General features: G+C 69.9%; 14 protein-coding genes. All 14 read right to left on the bottom strand.

Going from position 1 to position 16,400, the window contains the following annotated elements; genetic code table 11:
• Window positions 1-88 precede the first annotated feature (88 nt).
• The gene (locus tag M878_RS80860; RefSeq protein WP_023551438.1) at window positions 89-1,249 is read right to left on the bottom strand and encodes a DivIVA domain-containing protein; all 1,161 of its coding nucleotides are present in this window, start codon (window positions 1,247-1,249) and stop codon (window positions 89-91) included.
• A 55-nt stretch (window positions 1,250-1,304) separates the two neighbouring features.
• On the bottom strand, window positions 1,305-1,592 hold the full coding sequence (locus M878_RS80855) for a YggT family protein (RefSeq protein ID WP_023551437.1): 288 nt from the start codon (window positions 1,590-1,592) through the stop codon (window positions 1,305-1,307).
• Window positions 1,593-1,651: 59 nt separating this feature from the next.
• Entirely contained in the window at window positions 1,652-2,293 is a 642-nt protein-coding gene (locus M878_RS80850) for a cell division protein SepF (RefSeq protein ID WP_023551436.1), read from the bottom strand.
• Window positions 2,294-2,421: 128 nt separating this feature from the next.
• The gene (locus tag M878_RS80845) at window positions 2,422-3,189 is read right to left on the bottom strand and encodes a YggS family pyridoxal phosphate-dependent enzyme (protein WP_023551435.1); all 768 of its coding nucleotides are present in this window, start codon (window positions 3,187-3,189) and stop codon (window positions 2,422-2,424) included.
• A gap of 6 nt (window positions 3,190-3,195) precedes the next feature.
• Window positions 3,196-3,924: a peptidoglycan editing factor PgeF gene (gene pgeF / locus M878_RS80840; protein ID WP_023551434.1), complete on the bottom strand. Its 729-nt coding sequence runs from the start codon at window positions 3,922-3,924 to the stop codon at window positions 3,196-3,198.
• A complete protein-coding gene (ftsZ, locus tag M878_RS80835; protein ID WP_023551433.1) occupies window positions 3,921-5,129 on the bottom strand; it encodes a cell division protein FtsZ in 1,209 nt (402 codons plus the stop codon). The genes pgeF and ftsZ overlap by 4 nt, the downstream gene beginning before the upstream one ends.
• A gap of 279 nt (window positions 5,130-5,408) precedes the next feature.
• Complete coding sequence (locus M878_RS80830) at window positions 5,409-6,203, bottom strand: cell division protein FtsQ/DivIB (protein ID WP_031226373.1); 795 nt, start codon at window positions 6,201-6,203, stop codon at window positions 5,409-5,411.
• 26 nt (window positions 6,204-6,229) lie between these two features.
• A complete protein-coding gene (murG, locus tag M878_RS80825; RefSeq protein WP_023551431.1) occupies window positions 6,230-7,318 on the bottom strand; it encodes an undecaprenyldiphospho-muramoylpentapeptide beta-N-acetylglucosaminyltransferase in 1,089 nt (362 codons plus the stop codon).
• Between the two features lie 6 nt (window positions 7,319-7,324).
• Window positions 7,325-8,701, bottom strand: coding sequence for a putative lipid II flippase FtsW (ftsW, locus tag M878_RS80820; RefSeq protein ID WP_031226371.1), 1,377 nt, complete (start codon window positions 8,699-8,701; stop codon window positions 7,325-7,327).
• Window positions 8,702-8,769: 68 nt separating this feature from the next.
• Window positions 8,770-10,206, bottom strand: coding sequence for a UDP-N-acetylmuramoyl-L-alanine--D-glutamate ligase (murD, locus tag M878_RS80815; protein ID WP_031226370.1), 1,437 nt, complete (start codon window positions 10,204-10,206; stop codon window positions 8,770-8,772).
• Window positions 10,188-11,261: a phospho-N-acetylmuramoyl-pentapeptide-transferase gene (gene mraY / locus M878_RS80810; RefSeq protein WP_023551428.1), complete on the bottom strand. Its 1,074-nt coding sequence runs from the start codon at window positions 11,259-11,261 to the stop codon at window positions 10,188-10,190. The genes murD and mraY overlap by 19 nt, the downstream gene beginning before the upstream one ends.
• Window positions 11,258-12,652 carry a UDP-N-acetylmuramoyl-tripeptide--D-alanyl-D-alanine ligase gene (locus M878_RS80805; RefSeq protein ID WP_023551427.1) on the bottom strand — a complete coding sequence of 465 codons (1,395 nt, stop codon included), beginning with the start codon at window positions 12,650-12,652 and terminating at the stop codon, window positions 11,258-11,260. The genes mraY and M878_RS80805 overlap by 4 nt, the downstream gene beginning before the upstream one ends.
• Before the next feature lie 28 nt (window positions 12,653-12,680).
• On the bottom strand, window positions 12,681-14,336 hold the full coding sequence (locus tag M878_RS80800) for a UDP-N-acetylmuramoyl-L-alanyl-D-glutamate--2,6-diaminopimelate ligase (RefSeq protein WP_209445575.1): 1,656 nt from the start codon (window positions 14,334-14,336) through the stop codon (window positions 12,681-12,683).
• Window positions 14,337-14,376: 40 nt separating this feature from the next.
• Complete coding sequence (locus M878_RS80795) at window positions 14,377-16,344, bottom strand: peptidoglycan D,D-transpeptidase FtsI family protein (protein ID WP_031226369.1); 1,968 nt, start codon at window positions 16,342-16,344, stop codon at window positions 14,377-14,379.
• Window positions 16,345-16,400: the final 56 nt, after the last annotated feature.

The following is a 16,400-nucleotide window of genomic DNA, read 5'->3' as shown; positions in this document are numbered from 1 at the left end:
GTAAATAGGGCGGGCCCCCGGGACCGAAGTCCAGGGGGCCCGCCCTATTGAGCGCTGCCGACGCCGTTGTCGTACTAGTGCCCGGTGCTCAGTTGTCGTCCTCGTCGATCAGGAACCCGCGCATCGGCGAGGGTGCCTGGCCCATCGGGGACGGGCCCTGCGGCCGGACCGGGGCCATGGGCTGCGTCATGGCCGGGGTCATCTGCTGCTGGCCGCCGTAGGACGGGGCGGACGGAGCGGGGTTGCCGCCCATCGTCTGGTTGCCGCCGTAGGACGGGGCGCTGGCACCGGCCGGGGCCATGGAGGGCGCCGGGGACGGCGGCAGAGACGCGGTGGCCGGGGTGCGCGGCGGAGCGAGCGAGTCGTCGGCCTGGGTCTCCAGCTGGCGCAGCTGGGACTCGAGGTACGACTTGAGCCGCGTGCGGTACTCGCGTTCGAAGCCACGCAGGTCCTCGACCTTGCGCTCCAGCGTGGCGCGGGCGGACTCCAGGGAGCCCATCGCGACGCGGTGCTTCTCCTGCGCGTCCCGCTCCAGGGCGTCGGCCTTGGCACGGGCGTCACGCTCCAGACCCTCGGCGCGGCTGCGGGCCTCGCCGACGATCTTGTTGGCCTCGGAGCGGGCCTCGGCGATCGCCTGGTCGGCGGTCTGCTGGGCCAGCGAGAGGACTCGGGCGGCGCTGTCGCCACCAGGGCCCTGACCGGGCATGCCGGGTCCACCCATGGGACCGCCCATGCCCATCTGCTGCTGCATGGGCGGCTGTCCGCCCATCGGGCCCTGACCCATCGGGCCTTGACCCATGGGGCCCTGACCCATGGGGCCCTGGCCCATCGGACCCTGGCCCATCGGACCGGGACCCTGGGGGCCGCCCTGACCGCCGGGACCGGCGGGCAGCTGCGGGGCGCCGCTCGGCAGCTGGGGCGGGCCACCCATGGGGCCACCCATCTGCTGCTGCGGCGGGCCCGATATGCCGGCGGGCACCGGCGCGCCGGGTCCTCGCATGCCCTGCTGCTGCGGATGCTGCTGCTGGTCCTGCTCCGGCGGACCCTTGCGCATGTTCTGCTGGTTCTGCGCGGCCGCACGGGTCGCCGCGGCCAGCTTGGCGCGCAGGTCCTCGTTCTCGCGGAGCAGACGGGTCAGTTCGGCTTCGACCTCGTCGAGGAAGGCATCGACCTCGTCCTCGTCATAGCCTTCTCGGAGGCGGACGGTCGTGAACTGCTTGTTCCGCACGTCCTCGGGGGTCAACGGCATCTCTTCACCTCAACGTAGTCATCGGCAGTCGGCAAGACCGTATCGTCCACACTCATCACATGAAGCTCCCCGTGATGGAGAGGAGGATGTAGACGATGATCATCAGTACGAAGAAGGACAGGTCGAGCGCCACGCCCCCGAGACGCAGCGGCGGGATGAACCGCCGCAGAAGCTTCAGCGGTGGATCGGTGACAGTGTAGGTGGCCTCCAGTACGACCACCATCGCCTTGCCGGGTTGCCACGAGCGGGCGAACTGGAACACATAATCCATGACGAGCCGGAAAATGAGCACGACGAGGAACACCAGTAGCGCGGTGTGGACCACCGTGATGAACACGCTCATGGCCTGCGCTTCCCTCTCCCCTGTCCGTGCTCTTCCGAACGTCGATCCGGTTGTGCGTCTCAGCTCTGGTTGAAGAACCCGCCCTCTGCGATGCGGGCCTTGTCCTCCGCCGTGACATCGACGTTAGCAGGAGACAACAGGAACACCTTCTGCGTCACCCGCTCGATGCTGCCGTGAAGACCAAACACCAAACCGGCCGCAAAGTCGACAAGTCGCTTCGCGTCTGTGTCATCCATCTCAGTCAGATTCATGATCACCGGGGTGCCCTCACGGAAGTGTTCCCCGATGGTACGGGCCTCGTTGTAGGTCCGGGGGTGAAGTGTGGTGATCCGGTACGGCTCTCGTTCCGACACGACCTTGGGCATGATCACCGGTGCGTTCTTCTCCAGGGACTGACGTTCTTGTGTGATGGATGCCACGGGCGCGATGCGCGCCGGACGTCCGGATTCCGCGGCGAGCGAAGTCGAACGGGCCACCGGCTCGCGTGGCGCGGGCGGTTGCACGATTCGCACCTCTTCGTCCCTTTGGGACTGATGTGCACTGTGCGACTGGTGTGAAGATTCGTGCCGTCGGTGATCCCGCTCCGGCTCCGGGTCCAGTTCGGGCTCGAAGTCGTCGTCGGGGTCGAATCCTCGGCCGTCGTACCCATCGTCCTCCACGAGGCCGAGGTAGACCGCCATCTTGCGCATCGCGCCGGCCATGCTCTGAGTCCTCCGCTCTGTGGTGGATCGGCTGACGACTGCCAAGTGCCCGCGATCCACGGGGTCGTTGCGCCCGCATTCACGGGCATTGACCATATTTTCTGCTGTGGTCCGACTTCTTGGCGACGTTACCCGAGCTTGGGGCGGACTCCGAGTACCGCAGTGCCGACGCGCACATGTGTCGCTCCGGCGGCCACGGCCTGTTCGAGGTCCGCGCTCATCCCTGCCGACACCATGGTTGCAGCCGGATGAGTCCGGCGCAGGTCAGTCGACAAATCCATGAGCCGCTCGAACGCCGCCCGTTCGCGTCCCGCGTACTCGCCGGTGAGCGGAGCGACGGTCATCAGACCGTCGAGCCGCAGCCCCGGAGCCCGGGCCACGACGTCGGCCAACTCTTCGATTCCGCCGGGCGCGACGCCGCCACGCCCGCCCGTCTCCCGCCACCGCCCTTGCAACGAGCTTCGCGCTCCTTCTGGTTCCCGCTCGCTCTCGCCCGCGTCCAGCGCCACCTGGAGCAGGCAGCCGACCTCACGCCCCGCCCGCACCGCCTCCTTGGACAGCGCGGTGACGAGCCGGGTACGGTCGACGGACTGCACCACATCGGCATAACCGACCACGGAACGGACCTTGTTGGTCTGCAACTGACCGACGAAATGCCATGTCAGTGGCAGATCTGCGCACGCGGCGGCCTTCGGCGCCGCGTCCTGGTCGCGGTTCTCGGCGACATGGCGCACACCGAGTTCCGACAGGATCCGCACATCGCTCGCCGGATAGGTCTTGGTGACCACGATCAGGGTCACCTCCTCCCGCCTGCGCCCTGCCGCCACACACGCGGCGGCGATACGCTGCTCCACTTTCGCCAGATTTCCGGCGAGTTCGGTCTTACGGTCCGTCATGCCCCATCAGTCCAGCCAGACGTAGCTCGCGAGCCGCCCGGTGGTGCGGTCGCGGCGGTACGAGAAGTGGTCGCCCGACTCCAGCGTGCACACCGGCGACTGCGCCCGGTCGCACACCCCGAGCCGGTCGAGCTGCGCGTGCACCCCGGCGCCCACATCGACCGCCGGCGTACCCCAGCTCGTCTCAGCGTGCGCCGCCGGCTCGACGGCGGCCACTTCGGCGCGCATCGGCTCCGGCACCTCGTAGCACCGTCCGCACACGGCCGGGCCGGTGCGGGCGACGATCCGGTCCGGCGCGGCGCCGAGTCCGACCATGGCCCGCACCGCGGCGGGGACGACCCCCTTGGCCATGCCGGGCCGGCCCGCGTGCGCCGCCGCGACGACCCCGGCGACGGGATCGGCCAGCAGCACCGGCACACAGTCGGCGGTGAGGACGGCGAGGGCGAGTCCGCGGCGGGCGGTGACGACGGCGTCGGCCTCCGGCACCGGCCCCGTGCCCCAGGGCTCCGCCACCACGGCCACGTCGGCGCCGTGCACCTGGTTCATCCAGACGACCCGGCCCGGGTCGAGGCCGAGCGACTTGGCGGCGATCTCCCGGTTGGCTCGTACGGCCTCGGAGGCGTCGCCGACCGCGCCGCCGAGGTTGAGCTCCTCATACGGAGCGGCGCTCACCCCGCCCCACCGGTCGGTGAAGGCGAAGTGCGCGCCGCTCACACTCTCGCGCTGTCCTATCACTTCAGGAAGTCCGGCACGTCCAGCTCCTCGGCCGCGCTGTCCGAGTAGGTCCGGGGCGCCGGTGTCACCGGCGGGGTGACCGGGATCTCGGCCACCGGCTCGGGCGCCTGCTCCGGCTCCTCCTTCGGCTTGACGCTGCCCAGCGAGCCGAAGGACGGGCGGCTGGGCTCGCTCGGCCGGGCCTGAGCGGGCTCCTCACGGCGGGGGGAGGCCGAAGTCGAGGCCGAGCCGAGGACGTTGTCCCGGCGGGCGGGCGGCTGGCCGCCGTCGAAGCCGGCCGCGATCACGGTGACCCGGACCTCGTCACCGAGGGCGTCGTCGATGACCGCGCCGAAGATGATGTTCGCCTCGGGGTGGGCGGCCTCGCTGACCAGCTGGGCGGCCTCGTTGATCTCGAACAGACCGAGGTCGGAGCCACCGGAGATGGAGAGCAGCACGCCCCGGGCGCCGTCGATGGACGCCTCCAGGAGCGGCGAGGAGATCGCCATCTCGGCCGCTGCCACCGCGCGGTCGTCGCCGCGGGCCGAGCCGATCCCCATGAGGGCCGAACCGGCCTCGGACATGACCGACTTCACGTCGGCGAAGTCGAGGTTGATGAGGCCGGGGGTGGTGATGAGGTCGGTGATGCCCTGGACACCGGAGAGCAGGACCTGGTCGGCGGACTTGAAGGCGTCCAGGACCGAGACCTGGCGGTCCGAGATGGACAGCAGCCGGTCGTTCGGGATGACGATGAGGGTGTCGACCTCTTCGCGCAGCTCGGCGATGCCGTCCTCGGCCTGGTTCGCCCGGCGCCGTCCCTCGAAGGTGAACGGGCGCGTGACCACGCCGATGGTGAGGGCGCCGAGCGAGCGCGCGATGTTGGCCACCACGGGTGCGCCGCCGGTGCCGGTGCCGCCGCCTTCACCGGCCGTCACGAAGACCATGTCGGCCCCCTTGAGGACCTCCTCGATCTCCTCGCGGTGGTCCTCGGCGGCCTTGCGGCCGACGGCCGGGTTGGCCCCGGCGCCGAGTCCGCGGGTGAGTTCACGGCCGACGTCGAGCTTGACGTCGGCGTCGCTCATCAACAGCGCCTGTGCGTCGGTGTTGATGGCGATGAACTCGACGCCCTTGAGACCGACCTCGATCATCCGGTTGATGGCATTGACACCACCGCCGCCGACACCGATGACCTTGATGACTGCGAGGTAGTTCTGCGGTGCTGCCACGTCGAAGGCCTCTCGCCTCGAATTACGTTGTCGCCGCCGTGCGGTGTCCCGCGCCGGGACGACGGATGCCGAATGGGACGGTCCGTAGCGCCGACCCGAACCCTAACCCTGAAGTTTAGGGTTACCAGTGTGTGTGTTCCCTGAAGTCTTCTGAACAGGACACTAAGTCGACAAGTGGCGCACGTTCAACGAACACGCCGAACCTCCCGTTTTTCTTTTCACCCTATGTGATCAGCCGTAGCAGTGCCCAACCAGGGTGCTGGCCTGCGCTGATGTGCGTCAACTCCCCGATGACGCAGGGGCAGTGGGAACGCTGACGTCGAAGTGCCGCGCGCCGGGAGCTGCTTTCATGAGAGCCGTGAGGGTTCGTGCCTTGGCCCGGCCGTTCTCGCTGCTGCCCCATCCCACGGTGCGGCCGTCGGCCAACTGCAGCGAGATGTTGTCGTAGGAACGGACTTGGACGGTCCGGGTCTCCTGCGCCACGGCGGCCGGCAGCGCGCCGGCGACCCGGACCGCCTCGCGCACCAGCCGGTCGGTGCCGAACCGGCGGAAGCCGGCGGCTCCGGGACCCGTGCGGGAGACGGACAATTCCAGTGCCGGAACGGCTTTCGGTGCCTCAGAAACCGTGGCGAAACGGACACCTTCGTCATCGACTTCGACGAAGTTCCCGCCCTTTCGGAGAAGCAGAACCGGAGTGCGCTCGGTCACTTTCAGTCCGATTCCATGAGGCCAGGAGCGGACCACATCAACAGTGTCAATTCTGGGCAATTTCCGGCGAAGCCGGGCTTCGATGGCGTTGATGTCGACGGAAATCATCGGGGCCCCGACCGGCACGTCCGCCGCGTCGCGCACCTCGCCGGGGGTCAGGACATCCGCGCCGGACACCGATACATGTCCGACGCGCAGCCATGCGGAGCCGTACAACACCCAGGCGCCACCGGCCCCGAGCAGCACGACGGCCACGGCCAGAATGACGATCGTACGAAGGCGCCGCCTTCTGAGCCTGCGGGCGGGCGGCGGGCCGGACGGCTTCTGCTGGCGTTCACCGCGCTCGGCGGTAGTCGGTCCGGCCACGCTCACTGCCCTTTCGTCATACGGTCCTAACGGCGCGAGGCGATCGCCTCGTACACCATGCCGACGAGCAGCTCGTCGGCGTCCCGGCGACCGAACTCACTTGCCGCGCGGGACATCTCGTACAGCCGGTGCGGGTCGGCGAGCACGGGCAGCACGTTCTGCTGCACCCACTCGGGTGTCAGTTCCGCGTCGTCGACGAGGAGTCCGCCGCCGGCCTTCACCACCGGCTGGGCGTTCAGCCGCTGTTCGCCGTTGCCGATGGGCAGCGGGACGTAGGCGGCCGGAAGCCCGACGGCGGAGAGTTCGGCCACGGTCATCGCGCCCGCGCGGCAGAGCATCATGTCGGCCGCGGCGTACGCGAGGTCCATCCGGTCCAGGTAACTTACCGGGACATAGGGGGGCATTCCCGGCATCTGATGCACCTGCGGCAGTTCGTTCTTCGGGCCGACCGCGTGCAGGATCTGGATACCGGCCTGCTGAAGCCACGGGGCGACCTGCTGGGTCACCTCGTTCAGGCGCCGGGCGCCCTGGGAGCCGCCGGAGACGAGCAGCGTGGGCAGGTTCGGGTCGAGGCCGAAGCGGTGGCGCCCCTCGGGGCGGGAAGCGGCCCGGTCCAGGGTGGCGATGGCGCGGCGCAGCGGGATGCCGATGTAGCGGGCGTCGCGCAGCTTGCTGTCCGGCGTGGAGACGGCGACCCGGGCGGCGTACCGCGAGCCGATCTTGTTGGCCAGGCCCGGGCGGGCGTTGGCCTCGTGGATCACGATCGGCACACCGAGGCGCTTGGCGGCCAGATAGCCGGGCAGGGCGACATAACCGCCGAAACCGACCACGACATCCGCCTTGGTGCGTTCCAGGATCTGCTCGGCGGCCTTGATGGTGCCGCGCAGCCGGCCCGGGACGGTGATCAGCTCAGGGGTGGGCTTACGGGGCAGCGGCACCGCCGGGATCAGCGCCAGCTCATAGCCGCGCTCGGGCACCAGCCTGGTCTCCAGGCCGCGCTCCGTGCCCAGGGCCGTGATCCCCACGGTCGGGTCCTGCCTGCGCAGGGCGTCCGCGAGGGCGAGCGCGGGCTCGATGTGGCCGGCGGTCCCCCCACCGGCGAGTACGACATGCACCGAAATTCACCGCTCTCCGGACGAACGCGCCCTCGAGGCACGCCGTCGCATCGTGTTCCATCTCCGGGGAGCTCCGGCCTGCCTTCTGGCAGGCGCCGAGCCCCCGGCTCCCCGCTTTCTACCAAAGCGAGGTTGCCGCATCGCAAGCGCCGCCCGCGCAGCGGGATCGTCGCGCGCGAAGGCGATCAGCAACCCGATGGCGAACATGGTCGGCAGCAGGGCGGACCCTCCGTAGGAGAACAGCGGGAGGGGGACGCCGGCGATCGGCAGCAGACCGAGCACCGCACCGATGTTGATCACCGCCTGGGCCATGATCCAGGTGGTCACGCCTCCCGCGGCATACCTCACGAAGGGGTCCTCCGTGCGTCCGGCCACGCGGATACCCGCATAGCCTAGAGCCGCGAACAGGGCCAGCACCGACAGTGTCCCCGCCAGGCCCAGTTCCTCACCGGTGACCGCGAAGATGAAGTCGGTATGGGCTTCCGGGAGTTGGCCCCATTTTTCCACACTCGCACCGAGACCGGAGCCGAAGAGTCCACCGGAGGCGAGCGCGTAGATCCCGTGCACGGCCTGCCAGCAGTCGGCCACGCCCGTCTTGGGCTCGGTGGCGCCGATGCAGGCGAGCCGGGCCATCCGGTTGGGGCTGGTCTTGATGGCGACGAAAGCGAGCAGAGCGGCGATCTGCAGCACCATGGCGAACAGCCTGGTCGGCGCCCCCGCGAGCCACAGCAGGCCGAACAGGACCGCCGTGAGGATGATCGTCGTACCCATGTCGCCGCCGAGCATGATCAGCCCGAGCAGCAGGAAGGTGACCGGCACCAGCGGCACGAGCATGTGCTTCCACTGGGTCAGCAGCTTCTTCTCCTGCTTGCGGGCGATCAGGTCCGCGCCCCACAGCACCAGGGCCAGCTTGCCGAACTCGCTCGGCTGGATCTGGAAGGAGCCACCGAGGGCGATCCAGTTCTGGTTGCCGTTGACCGTCTTCCCTATCCCAGGCACCTGCACCAGGGCCATCAGGAAGACGGCGCAGGCCAGGATCGGGTAGGCCAGCGCCCGGTGCAGCTTCACCGGCATGCGGGAGGCCACGAACATCAGTACCCCGCCCAGCACGGCGGCCAGCAGCTGCTTGCGGAAGAAGTACGACCCCGGCAGCGCCATCTGCAACGCGGTGACCTGGGAGGCCGAGTAGACCATGACCAGGCCGAGCACGGTGATCAGCACGCTGCCGCCGAGGATCAGGTAGTAGGCGGTCAGCGGACGGTCCCAGGCCTTCTTGGCACGCATGTAGAACCGTTGCACGGGACTGTCACGCCGGGGTCCGGGGACGGCGGGACGGCGGGACGCCCCTTGCACGGGCGGCCGACCGGTACGGCTACTGGGCATCAACGCCTCCACTGAACGTCGACCGTCCCACGCGTCCCTCCCAAGATCCGCCCGGCGGGCGGCCGGGGTCAGGCTTCGAGTTCGCGGACCGCCGCCGCGAACGCGTCACCGCGCTGGTTGTAGTTGGTGAACATGTCCATGGAGGCGCAGGCCGGGGCCAGCAGCACCGTGTCACCGGGCTGCGCGAGCCGCTTCGCTTCCCTCACCGCCTGGAGCATCGCCTCAGTGTCGGTCCGGTCGAGGTCGACGACGGGTACTTCGGGGGCGTGTCGCGCGAGGGCGTCGCGGATCAGGGCACGATCGGCGCCGAGCAGGACGGCACCACGAAGTCGCTTTGCCGACTTGGCGACCAGCTCGTCGAAGGACGCACCCTTCGCCAGACCACCCGCAATCCATACAATCGACTCATATGATGCCAATGAGGCTTCGGCGGCATGCGTGTTGGTGGCCTTGGAGTCGTCCACATACGCCACCGAGTCGATGTCGGCGACGTGCGCGATGCGGTGGGCGTCCGGCCGGAAGGACCTGAGGCCGTCGCGGACGGCCTGGGCGGGCACCCCGAAGGCACGCGCGAGGGCCGCCGCGGCAAGGGCGTTGGCGATGTTGTGCGGGGCCGGCGGGTTGACGTCGGAGACCTCGGCCAGCTCCTGCGCGTTCTTCTGCCGGTTCCCGACGAAGGCGCGGTCGACCAGGATGCCGTCGACGACGCCGAGTTGGGAGGGCGCGGGGGTGCCGAGGGTGAACCCGATGGCCCGGCAGCCCTCCTCGACGTCGGCCTCGCGGACCAGGTCCTCGGTGGCCTTGTCCTCGACGTTGTAGACGCAGGCGACCCGATTGCCCCCATAGATACGGCCCTTGTCGCGCGCGTACGCCTCCATGGAGCCGTGCCAGTCGAGGTGGTCCGGGGCGAGGTTGAGGACGGCCGCCGAGTGGGCGCGCAGCGAGGGCGCCCAGTGCAGCTGGTAGCTGGAGAGCTCCACGGCGAGCACGTCGTAATGCTCCTCGCCGAGGACCGCGTCCAGCAGGGAGACGCCGATGTTGCCGACGGCGGCCGTGCGCAGGCCCGCGGCCTTCAGGATCGACGCCAGCATCTGCACGGTCGTCGTCTTGCCGTTGGTGCCGGTGACGGCGAGCCAGGGCGCCGCTTCGGGGCCGCGCAGGCGCCAGGCCAGCTCGACGTCGCCCCAGACGGGCACGCCCGCCTTCTCCGCCGCCAGGAACAGCGGCTTGTCCGGCTTCCAGCCGGGCGCGGTGACGATCAGCTCGGTGCCCTCCGGGAGGGCCGCCCCGTCGCCGAGGCGGACGGTGATCCCGAGTGCCTCCAGTTCCGCGGCCTGCTCACGCGCGCGTGCGTCGTCGCCGTCGTTGACGACGGTGACGATCGCCCCGCGCGCGTGCAGCACCTTGGCCGCCGGGACGCCGGAGACACCGAGGCCGGCGACGGTGACGCGCTTGCCCTGGAAGTCGAAGAGCTCCGAGCTGGAGGTCACTTTTCCGCTGCCCATCCTGCATAGAAGAGGCCCAGTCCGACAATCACACAGATTCCCTGGATGATCCAGAATCGGACCACCACCAGGACCTCGGACCAGCCCTTGAGTTCGAAGTGGTGCTGGAGTGGCGCCATCCGGAAGACGCGCTTGCCGGTGAGCCGGAAGGAGCCGACCTGGATGACGACCGACATGGTGATGAGGACGAACAGGCCGCCCATGATGGCCAGCAGCAGCTCCGTACGGGAGAGGATGGCCAGGCCGGTGAGGACACCGCCGAGGGCGAGCGAGCCGGTGTCGCCCATGAAGATCTTGGCCGGCGAGGTGTTCCACCACAGGAAGCCCAGGCAGGCGCCCATCAGGGCGGAGGCGATCACCGCGAGGTCGAGCGGATCGCGCACCTCGTAGCAGGCGGCCGGGTTGGTCAGGGTCTGCGCGTTGGCACAGGACTCCTGGAACTGCCAGACGCCGATGAACGTGTAGGCGCCGAAGACGAGCACGGAGGCGCCGGTGGCCAGGCCGTCCAGACCGTCGGTGAGGTTCACGCCGTTCGACATCGCGAGGATCATGAACAGCGCCCAGACGACGAACAGCACCGGGCCGATGGTCCAGCCGAAGTCGGTGATGAACGACAGCTTGGTGGAGGCCGGGGTGTTGCCGCGCGCGTCGGCGAACATCAGCGACAGCACGGCGAAGGAGATGCCGACGATCAGCTGGCCGGCCATCTTCGCCTTGGCCCGCAGACCCAGCGAACGGCGCTTGACGATCTTGATGTAGTCGTCGAGGAAGCCGACCAGACCCATGCCGAACATCAAACCGAGGACCAGCACGCCGGAGTAGGTGGGCGGGTAGCCGGTGATGAGCTTGCTCAGGAAGTACGCGGCGATCGTCGCCAGGATGAAGGCGATGCCGCCCATGGTCGGCGTACCGCGCTTGCTGGCGTGCTCGCGCGGGCCGTCGTCACGGATGTACTGGCCATAGCCCTTGCGGGCGAGAAGCTTGATCAGCAGCGGGGTGCCGATCAGCGTCAGGAAGAGGCCAATGACTCCCGAGAACAGGATCTGCTTCATCATCGGGCGGCAACCTCGCCCTCGACGAGCGCCTGGGCAACGCTCTCCAGACCCACCGAACGGGACGCCTTCACGAGCACGACGTCCCCCGGGCGCAACTCGCTGCGCAACAGGTCGATCGCCGCCTGTGCGTCGGACACGTGCACCGACTCCTCACCCCACGAACCCTCGTTATATGCGCCCAGTTGCAGCCAGGAGGCCTCAATCCCCCCGACCGCGACGAGCTTGCTGACGTTGAGCCGGACGGCGAGCCGTCCGACGGCGTCGTGCTCGGCGAGCGCCTCGTCCCCCAGCTCGGCCATCTTGCCGAGCACCGCCCACGTGCGGCGCCCCTTGCCCATGGCCGCGAGCGCCCGGAGGGCGGCCCGCATGGACTCGGGGTTGGCGTTGTAGGCGTCGTTGACGATGGTCACGCCGTCCGGGCGCTCGGTGACCTCCATGCGCCAGCGGGAGAGGGTGCCCGCCTCGGAGAGCGCGGTGGCGATCTCTTCCGCGGACATGCCCAGCTCATGGGCGACGGCGGCCGCGGCGAGCGCGTTCGACACGTGGTGCTCACCGTACAGGCGCATGGTCACATCACTTGCACCGGAGGGTGTGTGAAGTCTGAAGGACGGCTGTCCACTGTCCGTGAGTCGCACGTTCTCGGCGCGTACGTCCGCTTCGGCCGACTCTCCGAAAAGGACCACCTTCGCCTTGGTACGCGGGGCCATCGCCCGGACCAGCGGGTCGTCGGCGTTGAGGATGGCGGCGCCGTCCTCGGGCAGCGCCTCCACGAGCTCCCCCTTCGCCTCCGCGATCTGCTCGCGTCCGCCGAACTCGCCGATGTGGGCGGTGCCGACGTTGAGCACCAGGCCGATCTTCGGCGGGGTGAGGTCGGTGAGGTAGCGGATGTGCCCGACACCGCGGGCGCCCATCTCCAGCACGAGGAACCGCGTCTCCTCGGTGGCGGTCAGCGCGGTCAGCGGCAGCCCGATCTCGTTGTTGAGGGAGCCGGGCGTGAACACGGTCGGCGCCTTGCGCTGGAGCACCTGGGCGATGAGGTCCTTGGTGCTGGTCTTGCCGGCCGAGCCGGTCAGGGCGACGAGGGTCGCGCCGAGCCGGCGTACGACGTGCCGGGCGAGGGCGCCGAGGGCGGTCTGCACGTCCTCGACCACGATCGCGGGCACGCCGACCGGGCGGGACGCCAGTACGGCGACCGCCCCCGCCTCGACGACCTGCGGTGCGAAGTCGTGGCCGTCCACGCGCTCGCCGACGAAGGCGGCGAACAGGCTGCCGGGCTCCACCTCGCGGGAGTCCCGGACGACCGGCCCGGTGACCTGGACGGACGGATCCGGTATGTCGTGCGTCTGCCCGCCGACGACTGCTGCGATCTCGGCGAGGGAGAGGGCGATCACAAGTTCATCCCCTGGGTCTTCTGGATTTTCATCCCTGGGTCTTCTGGATGGCTTCGCGGAGCACCTGGCGGTCGTCGAAGGGTCGGACCACGCCGGCGATGTCCTGGCCCTGCTCATGGCCCTTGCCCGCGACCAGCACGGTGTCGCCGGCCTGGGCGCGGCCCACGGCGGCGGCGATCGCCGCGGCCCGGTCCTCGAACAGGAGCACCTCGCCACGCTCGTGCGAGGGCACGGAGGCGGCGCCCTGGAGCATGGTCGCGAGGATCGCGAGCGGGTCCTCGGAGCGGGGGTTGTCGGAAGTCAGTACGGCCGTGTCGGCGAGCCGGGCCGCGGCGGCGCCCATCGGAGCGCGCTTGGTCTGGTCGCGGTCGCCACCGCAGCCGAGGACCACGTGCAGCCGGCCCTTGGTGACCTTGCGCAGCGCCTTGAGCACCGATTCGACCGCGTCGGTCTTGTGGGCGTAGTCGACGACCGCGAGATAGGGCTGCCCGGCGTCCACGCGCTCCAGACGGCCGGGGACGCCGGGTACGGCGGCGATGCCGTCGGCGGCGGTCTGCGGGTCGAGACCGGCGGCGGCGAGGGCGACGACGGCGGCGAGGGTGTTCGCCACGTTGAAGGGGCCCGCGATCGGTGACCTGGCGTGGATCCGCTCGCCGTTCGGGCCGACGACGGTGAACGTGGAGTCCATGGGGCCGACCTGGACGTCCTCGGCGCGCCAGTCGGCGTCGGGGTGGCCCTCGGCGGAGAAGGTGACGACCGGGACCGTGGCCTCCCGGGCGAGCCGGCGGCCGTACCCGTCGTCGGCGTTGATCACGCCGAGTCTGCTGCGTTCCGGCGTGAACAGCTCTGCCTTGGCCCGGAAGTAGTCCTCCATGTCGGAGTGGAACTCCATGTGCTCCGGGCTGAGGTTGGTGAACACGGCGATGTCGAAGACACAGCCGTCGACCCGGCCGAGGACCAGGGCGTGGCTGGAGACCTCCATCGCGACGGCCTCGACGCCGCGCTCGCGCATGACGGCGAACAGGGCCTGAAGGTCGGTGGCTTCGGGGGTGGTGCGCTCGGACTTGATGCGCTCGTCGCCGATGCGCATCTCGACCGTGCCGACGAGACCGGTGGACTTCGCCGTCCGCAGCCCGCCCTCGACCAGGTAGGCCGTGGTGGTCTTGCCGGAGGTGCCGGTGATGCCGATCTGGAGCAGATCGCGGCCGGGGTGGCCGTAGATCGTCGCCGCGAGCTCGCCCATCCGCGCGCGCGGGTCGGCCACGACGAGGACCGGCAGTCCGGTCGCGGCGGCGCGCTCGGCGCCCGTCGGGTCGGTGAGCACGGCGACCGCGCCGAGGCCGGCAGCCTGAGTGACGAAGTCGGCGCCGTGCAGGCGGGCGCCCGGAAGGGCGGCGTACAGGTCGCCCGGGCGGACGGCGCGCGAGTCGTGGGTGATCCCCGTGACCTCTGCGGCGGTGTCCGGAGCGGCGGCACCCAGCTGATCGGCCAGTTCCGCGAGGGGTGTGGCGGAGACCTGAACCGGTCGCGGCGGTCCCGGAAATGTCACGGAAGCGCCTTTCTGGGGGGTTTGGGACTGATCAGCGTGTGGCACGGCGGTGAGCGTACCGGTCGCACCCGCTCCGGAGCGAAGCGAGGGGCGGGGGGCGCCGTGGTTCCCGGGTTCCGGGGTGATCGTTGTCACGAGTTCGTTCCTGGTGTTCCGGTGTGCTGATCGGGGCCGATCAGGGCTTGTAGTCGACGGGCAGGTTGGCGGCCGGCGCCCCGGTCGGCGGGACCTGGAGGGTCTTCAGGGCGAACTCCATCACCTGCTTGTAGATGGGACCGCAGATCTGGCCGCCGTAGTAGCTGCCGGAGGTGGCGTTCTGGATGGCGCAGTAGACGGTGATCCGCGGGTTGTCGGCGGGGGCGAATCCGGCGAACGAAGAGGTGTAGCCGCGGTACTTGCCGGTGGCCGGATCCACACGGTTGGCCGTGCCGGTCTTGCCGGCGACGTTGTAGCCGGGGATGCGGGCCTTGATGCCGGTGCCCTGCTCGTCGTCCACGACGGACTCCAGCATCTGGGCGACCGTCCTGGCGGTCTTGTCGCTGACCACCCGCGTCTCCTCGGGCTTCAGGGAGGGGGTGAAGCGGCCGTCGGCGCCCTTGGTGCCGCGCACCAGGGTCGGCTGGATCCGGACCCCGCCGTTGGCGATGGTCGAGTACACGGAGGCGGCCTGCACGGCGTTGATGGAGAAACCCTGGCCGAAGGGAATCGTGTACTGCTGCGACGTGGACCACTTCTGGTACGGCGCGAGGATGCCGGGGGTCTCGCCGGGGAAGCCGAGCCCGGTGGGGCTGCCGATGCCGAACTTGCGCAGGTAGGAGTAGAGGACCTTGTTCGCCTCGGCCTGCGTCCTGCCGAGCTGGCCGGTGGCCAGGATGGTCCCGATGTTGCTGGACTTGGCGAGCACCCCGTTCAGCGTGAGGTACCAGGTGTCGTGGTCGACGTCGTCCTGGAAGAGCCGGTCGCCGCGGTGCAGCCGGTTGGGTACGACGACGTGGGTGAGCGGGGTCGCGGCGTTCTCCTGCAGCACGGCCGCCATGGACATCACCTTGGCGGTGGAGCCGGGCTCGTAGGCGTCCTGCAGGGCCGCGTTGCCCATGGCGTCCGCGTCCGCCTTGGACAGGTTGTTCGGGTCGAAGCCGGGGGCGTCGGCCATGGCCAGGATCTGGCCGGTACGGGTGTCCTGGACGACGACGTACCCGCGGTCCGCGTTGGATTTCTGGACCTGCTCGGTGATGGCCTTCTGCGCGGCCCACTGGATGTCGCGGTCGATGGTCAGCTCGACGTCGGAGCCGGGCACGGCGGGGGTCTCGTTGGACCCGACCGTGGGCACCTCACGGCCGCCGGACTGGGCATAGCGGATCTTGCCGTCCTTGCCCGACAGCTGCTTGTTCAGCTCCTGCTCGATGCCGCCGGCACCCCGGCCGTCGGCGTTGACCCAGCCCAGCAGCCCGGCGGCGAGTTCGCCGTTGGGGTACACGCGCTGGCTGCTGGGGTCGGCGAAGACGCCGGCCAGCACGTTGGCGGTGTTGTTGTCCGTCGCCGCCTTCGTGGCGAGCGCGTTCCTCAGGTCCTTGATCTGCTTCCAGACCTGCGGGGTCTGCCGGTTGGCGAGCCGGGCGTACCTGGAGTTCTTGTTCTTGGGCCGCAGCTTGTTCACGAGCGTGGCCTGGTCCTGCCCGAGGATCGGGGAGAGCAGCGCGGCGGCCTGCTCGGGCCCGTCGTCGATCTTCAGCTGTTTCCGGCTGAACATCGTCGGGTCGGCCGTGATGTCGTACGCGTCCTCGCTCTCGGCGAGGGCGATGCCGTTGCGGTCGGTGATCCCGCCGCGCTCGGCGGCCAGCGTGTGTGCGACATACCGGTTCTGCTCGGCCCGCGCGGCGTACGCGCTGGCGTCGACGGCCTGCACCTGGAGCAGTCGTACGACGAAGGCGAGCAGCACCAGGGTCAGCATGAGGCTGACCATGCGCAGCCGGGGCCGTGGGCTGCCGAGCCGGAGGGTGGCCTGGGCCGAGAACGGCGCGCCGCTCGGCCGCCGCACCGGACGCGCCCCGGGCCCGGGCTGCCGCCGTACGGCGCCGCTCCCGGGTCGCGGTGGTTTGGCAGGCCCGGGCACACGACGACGCGGCGCTTCCCTGTCGGACACTTCCGTCACCTGCCGGGGTCGGGTGGGGTGGGCTGGGGCATGGCGGGCGGCGGGGG

The sequence above is a fragment of the Streptomyces roseochromogenus subsp. oscitans DS 12.976 genome (assembly GCF_000497445.1).
GTDB classification, from domain to species: Bacteria; Actinomycetota; Actinomycetes; order Streptomycetales; family Streptomycetaceae; genus Streptomyces; species Streptomyces oscitans.
The sequence above is the reverse complement of the archived record's forward strand: the minus strand, read 5'-3'. Positions and strand labels throughout refer to the sequence as shown.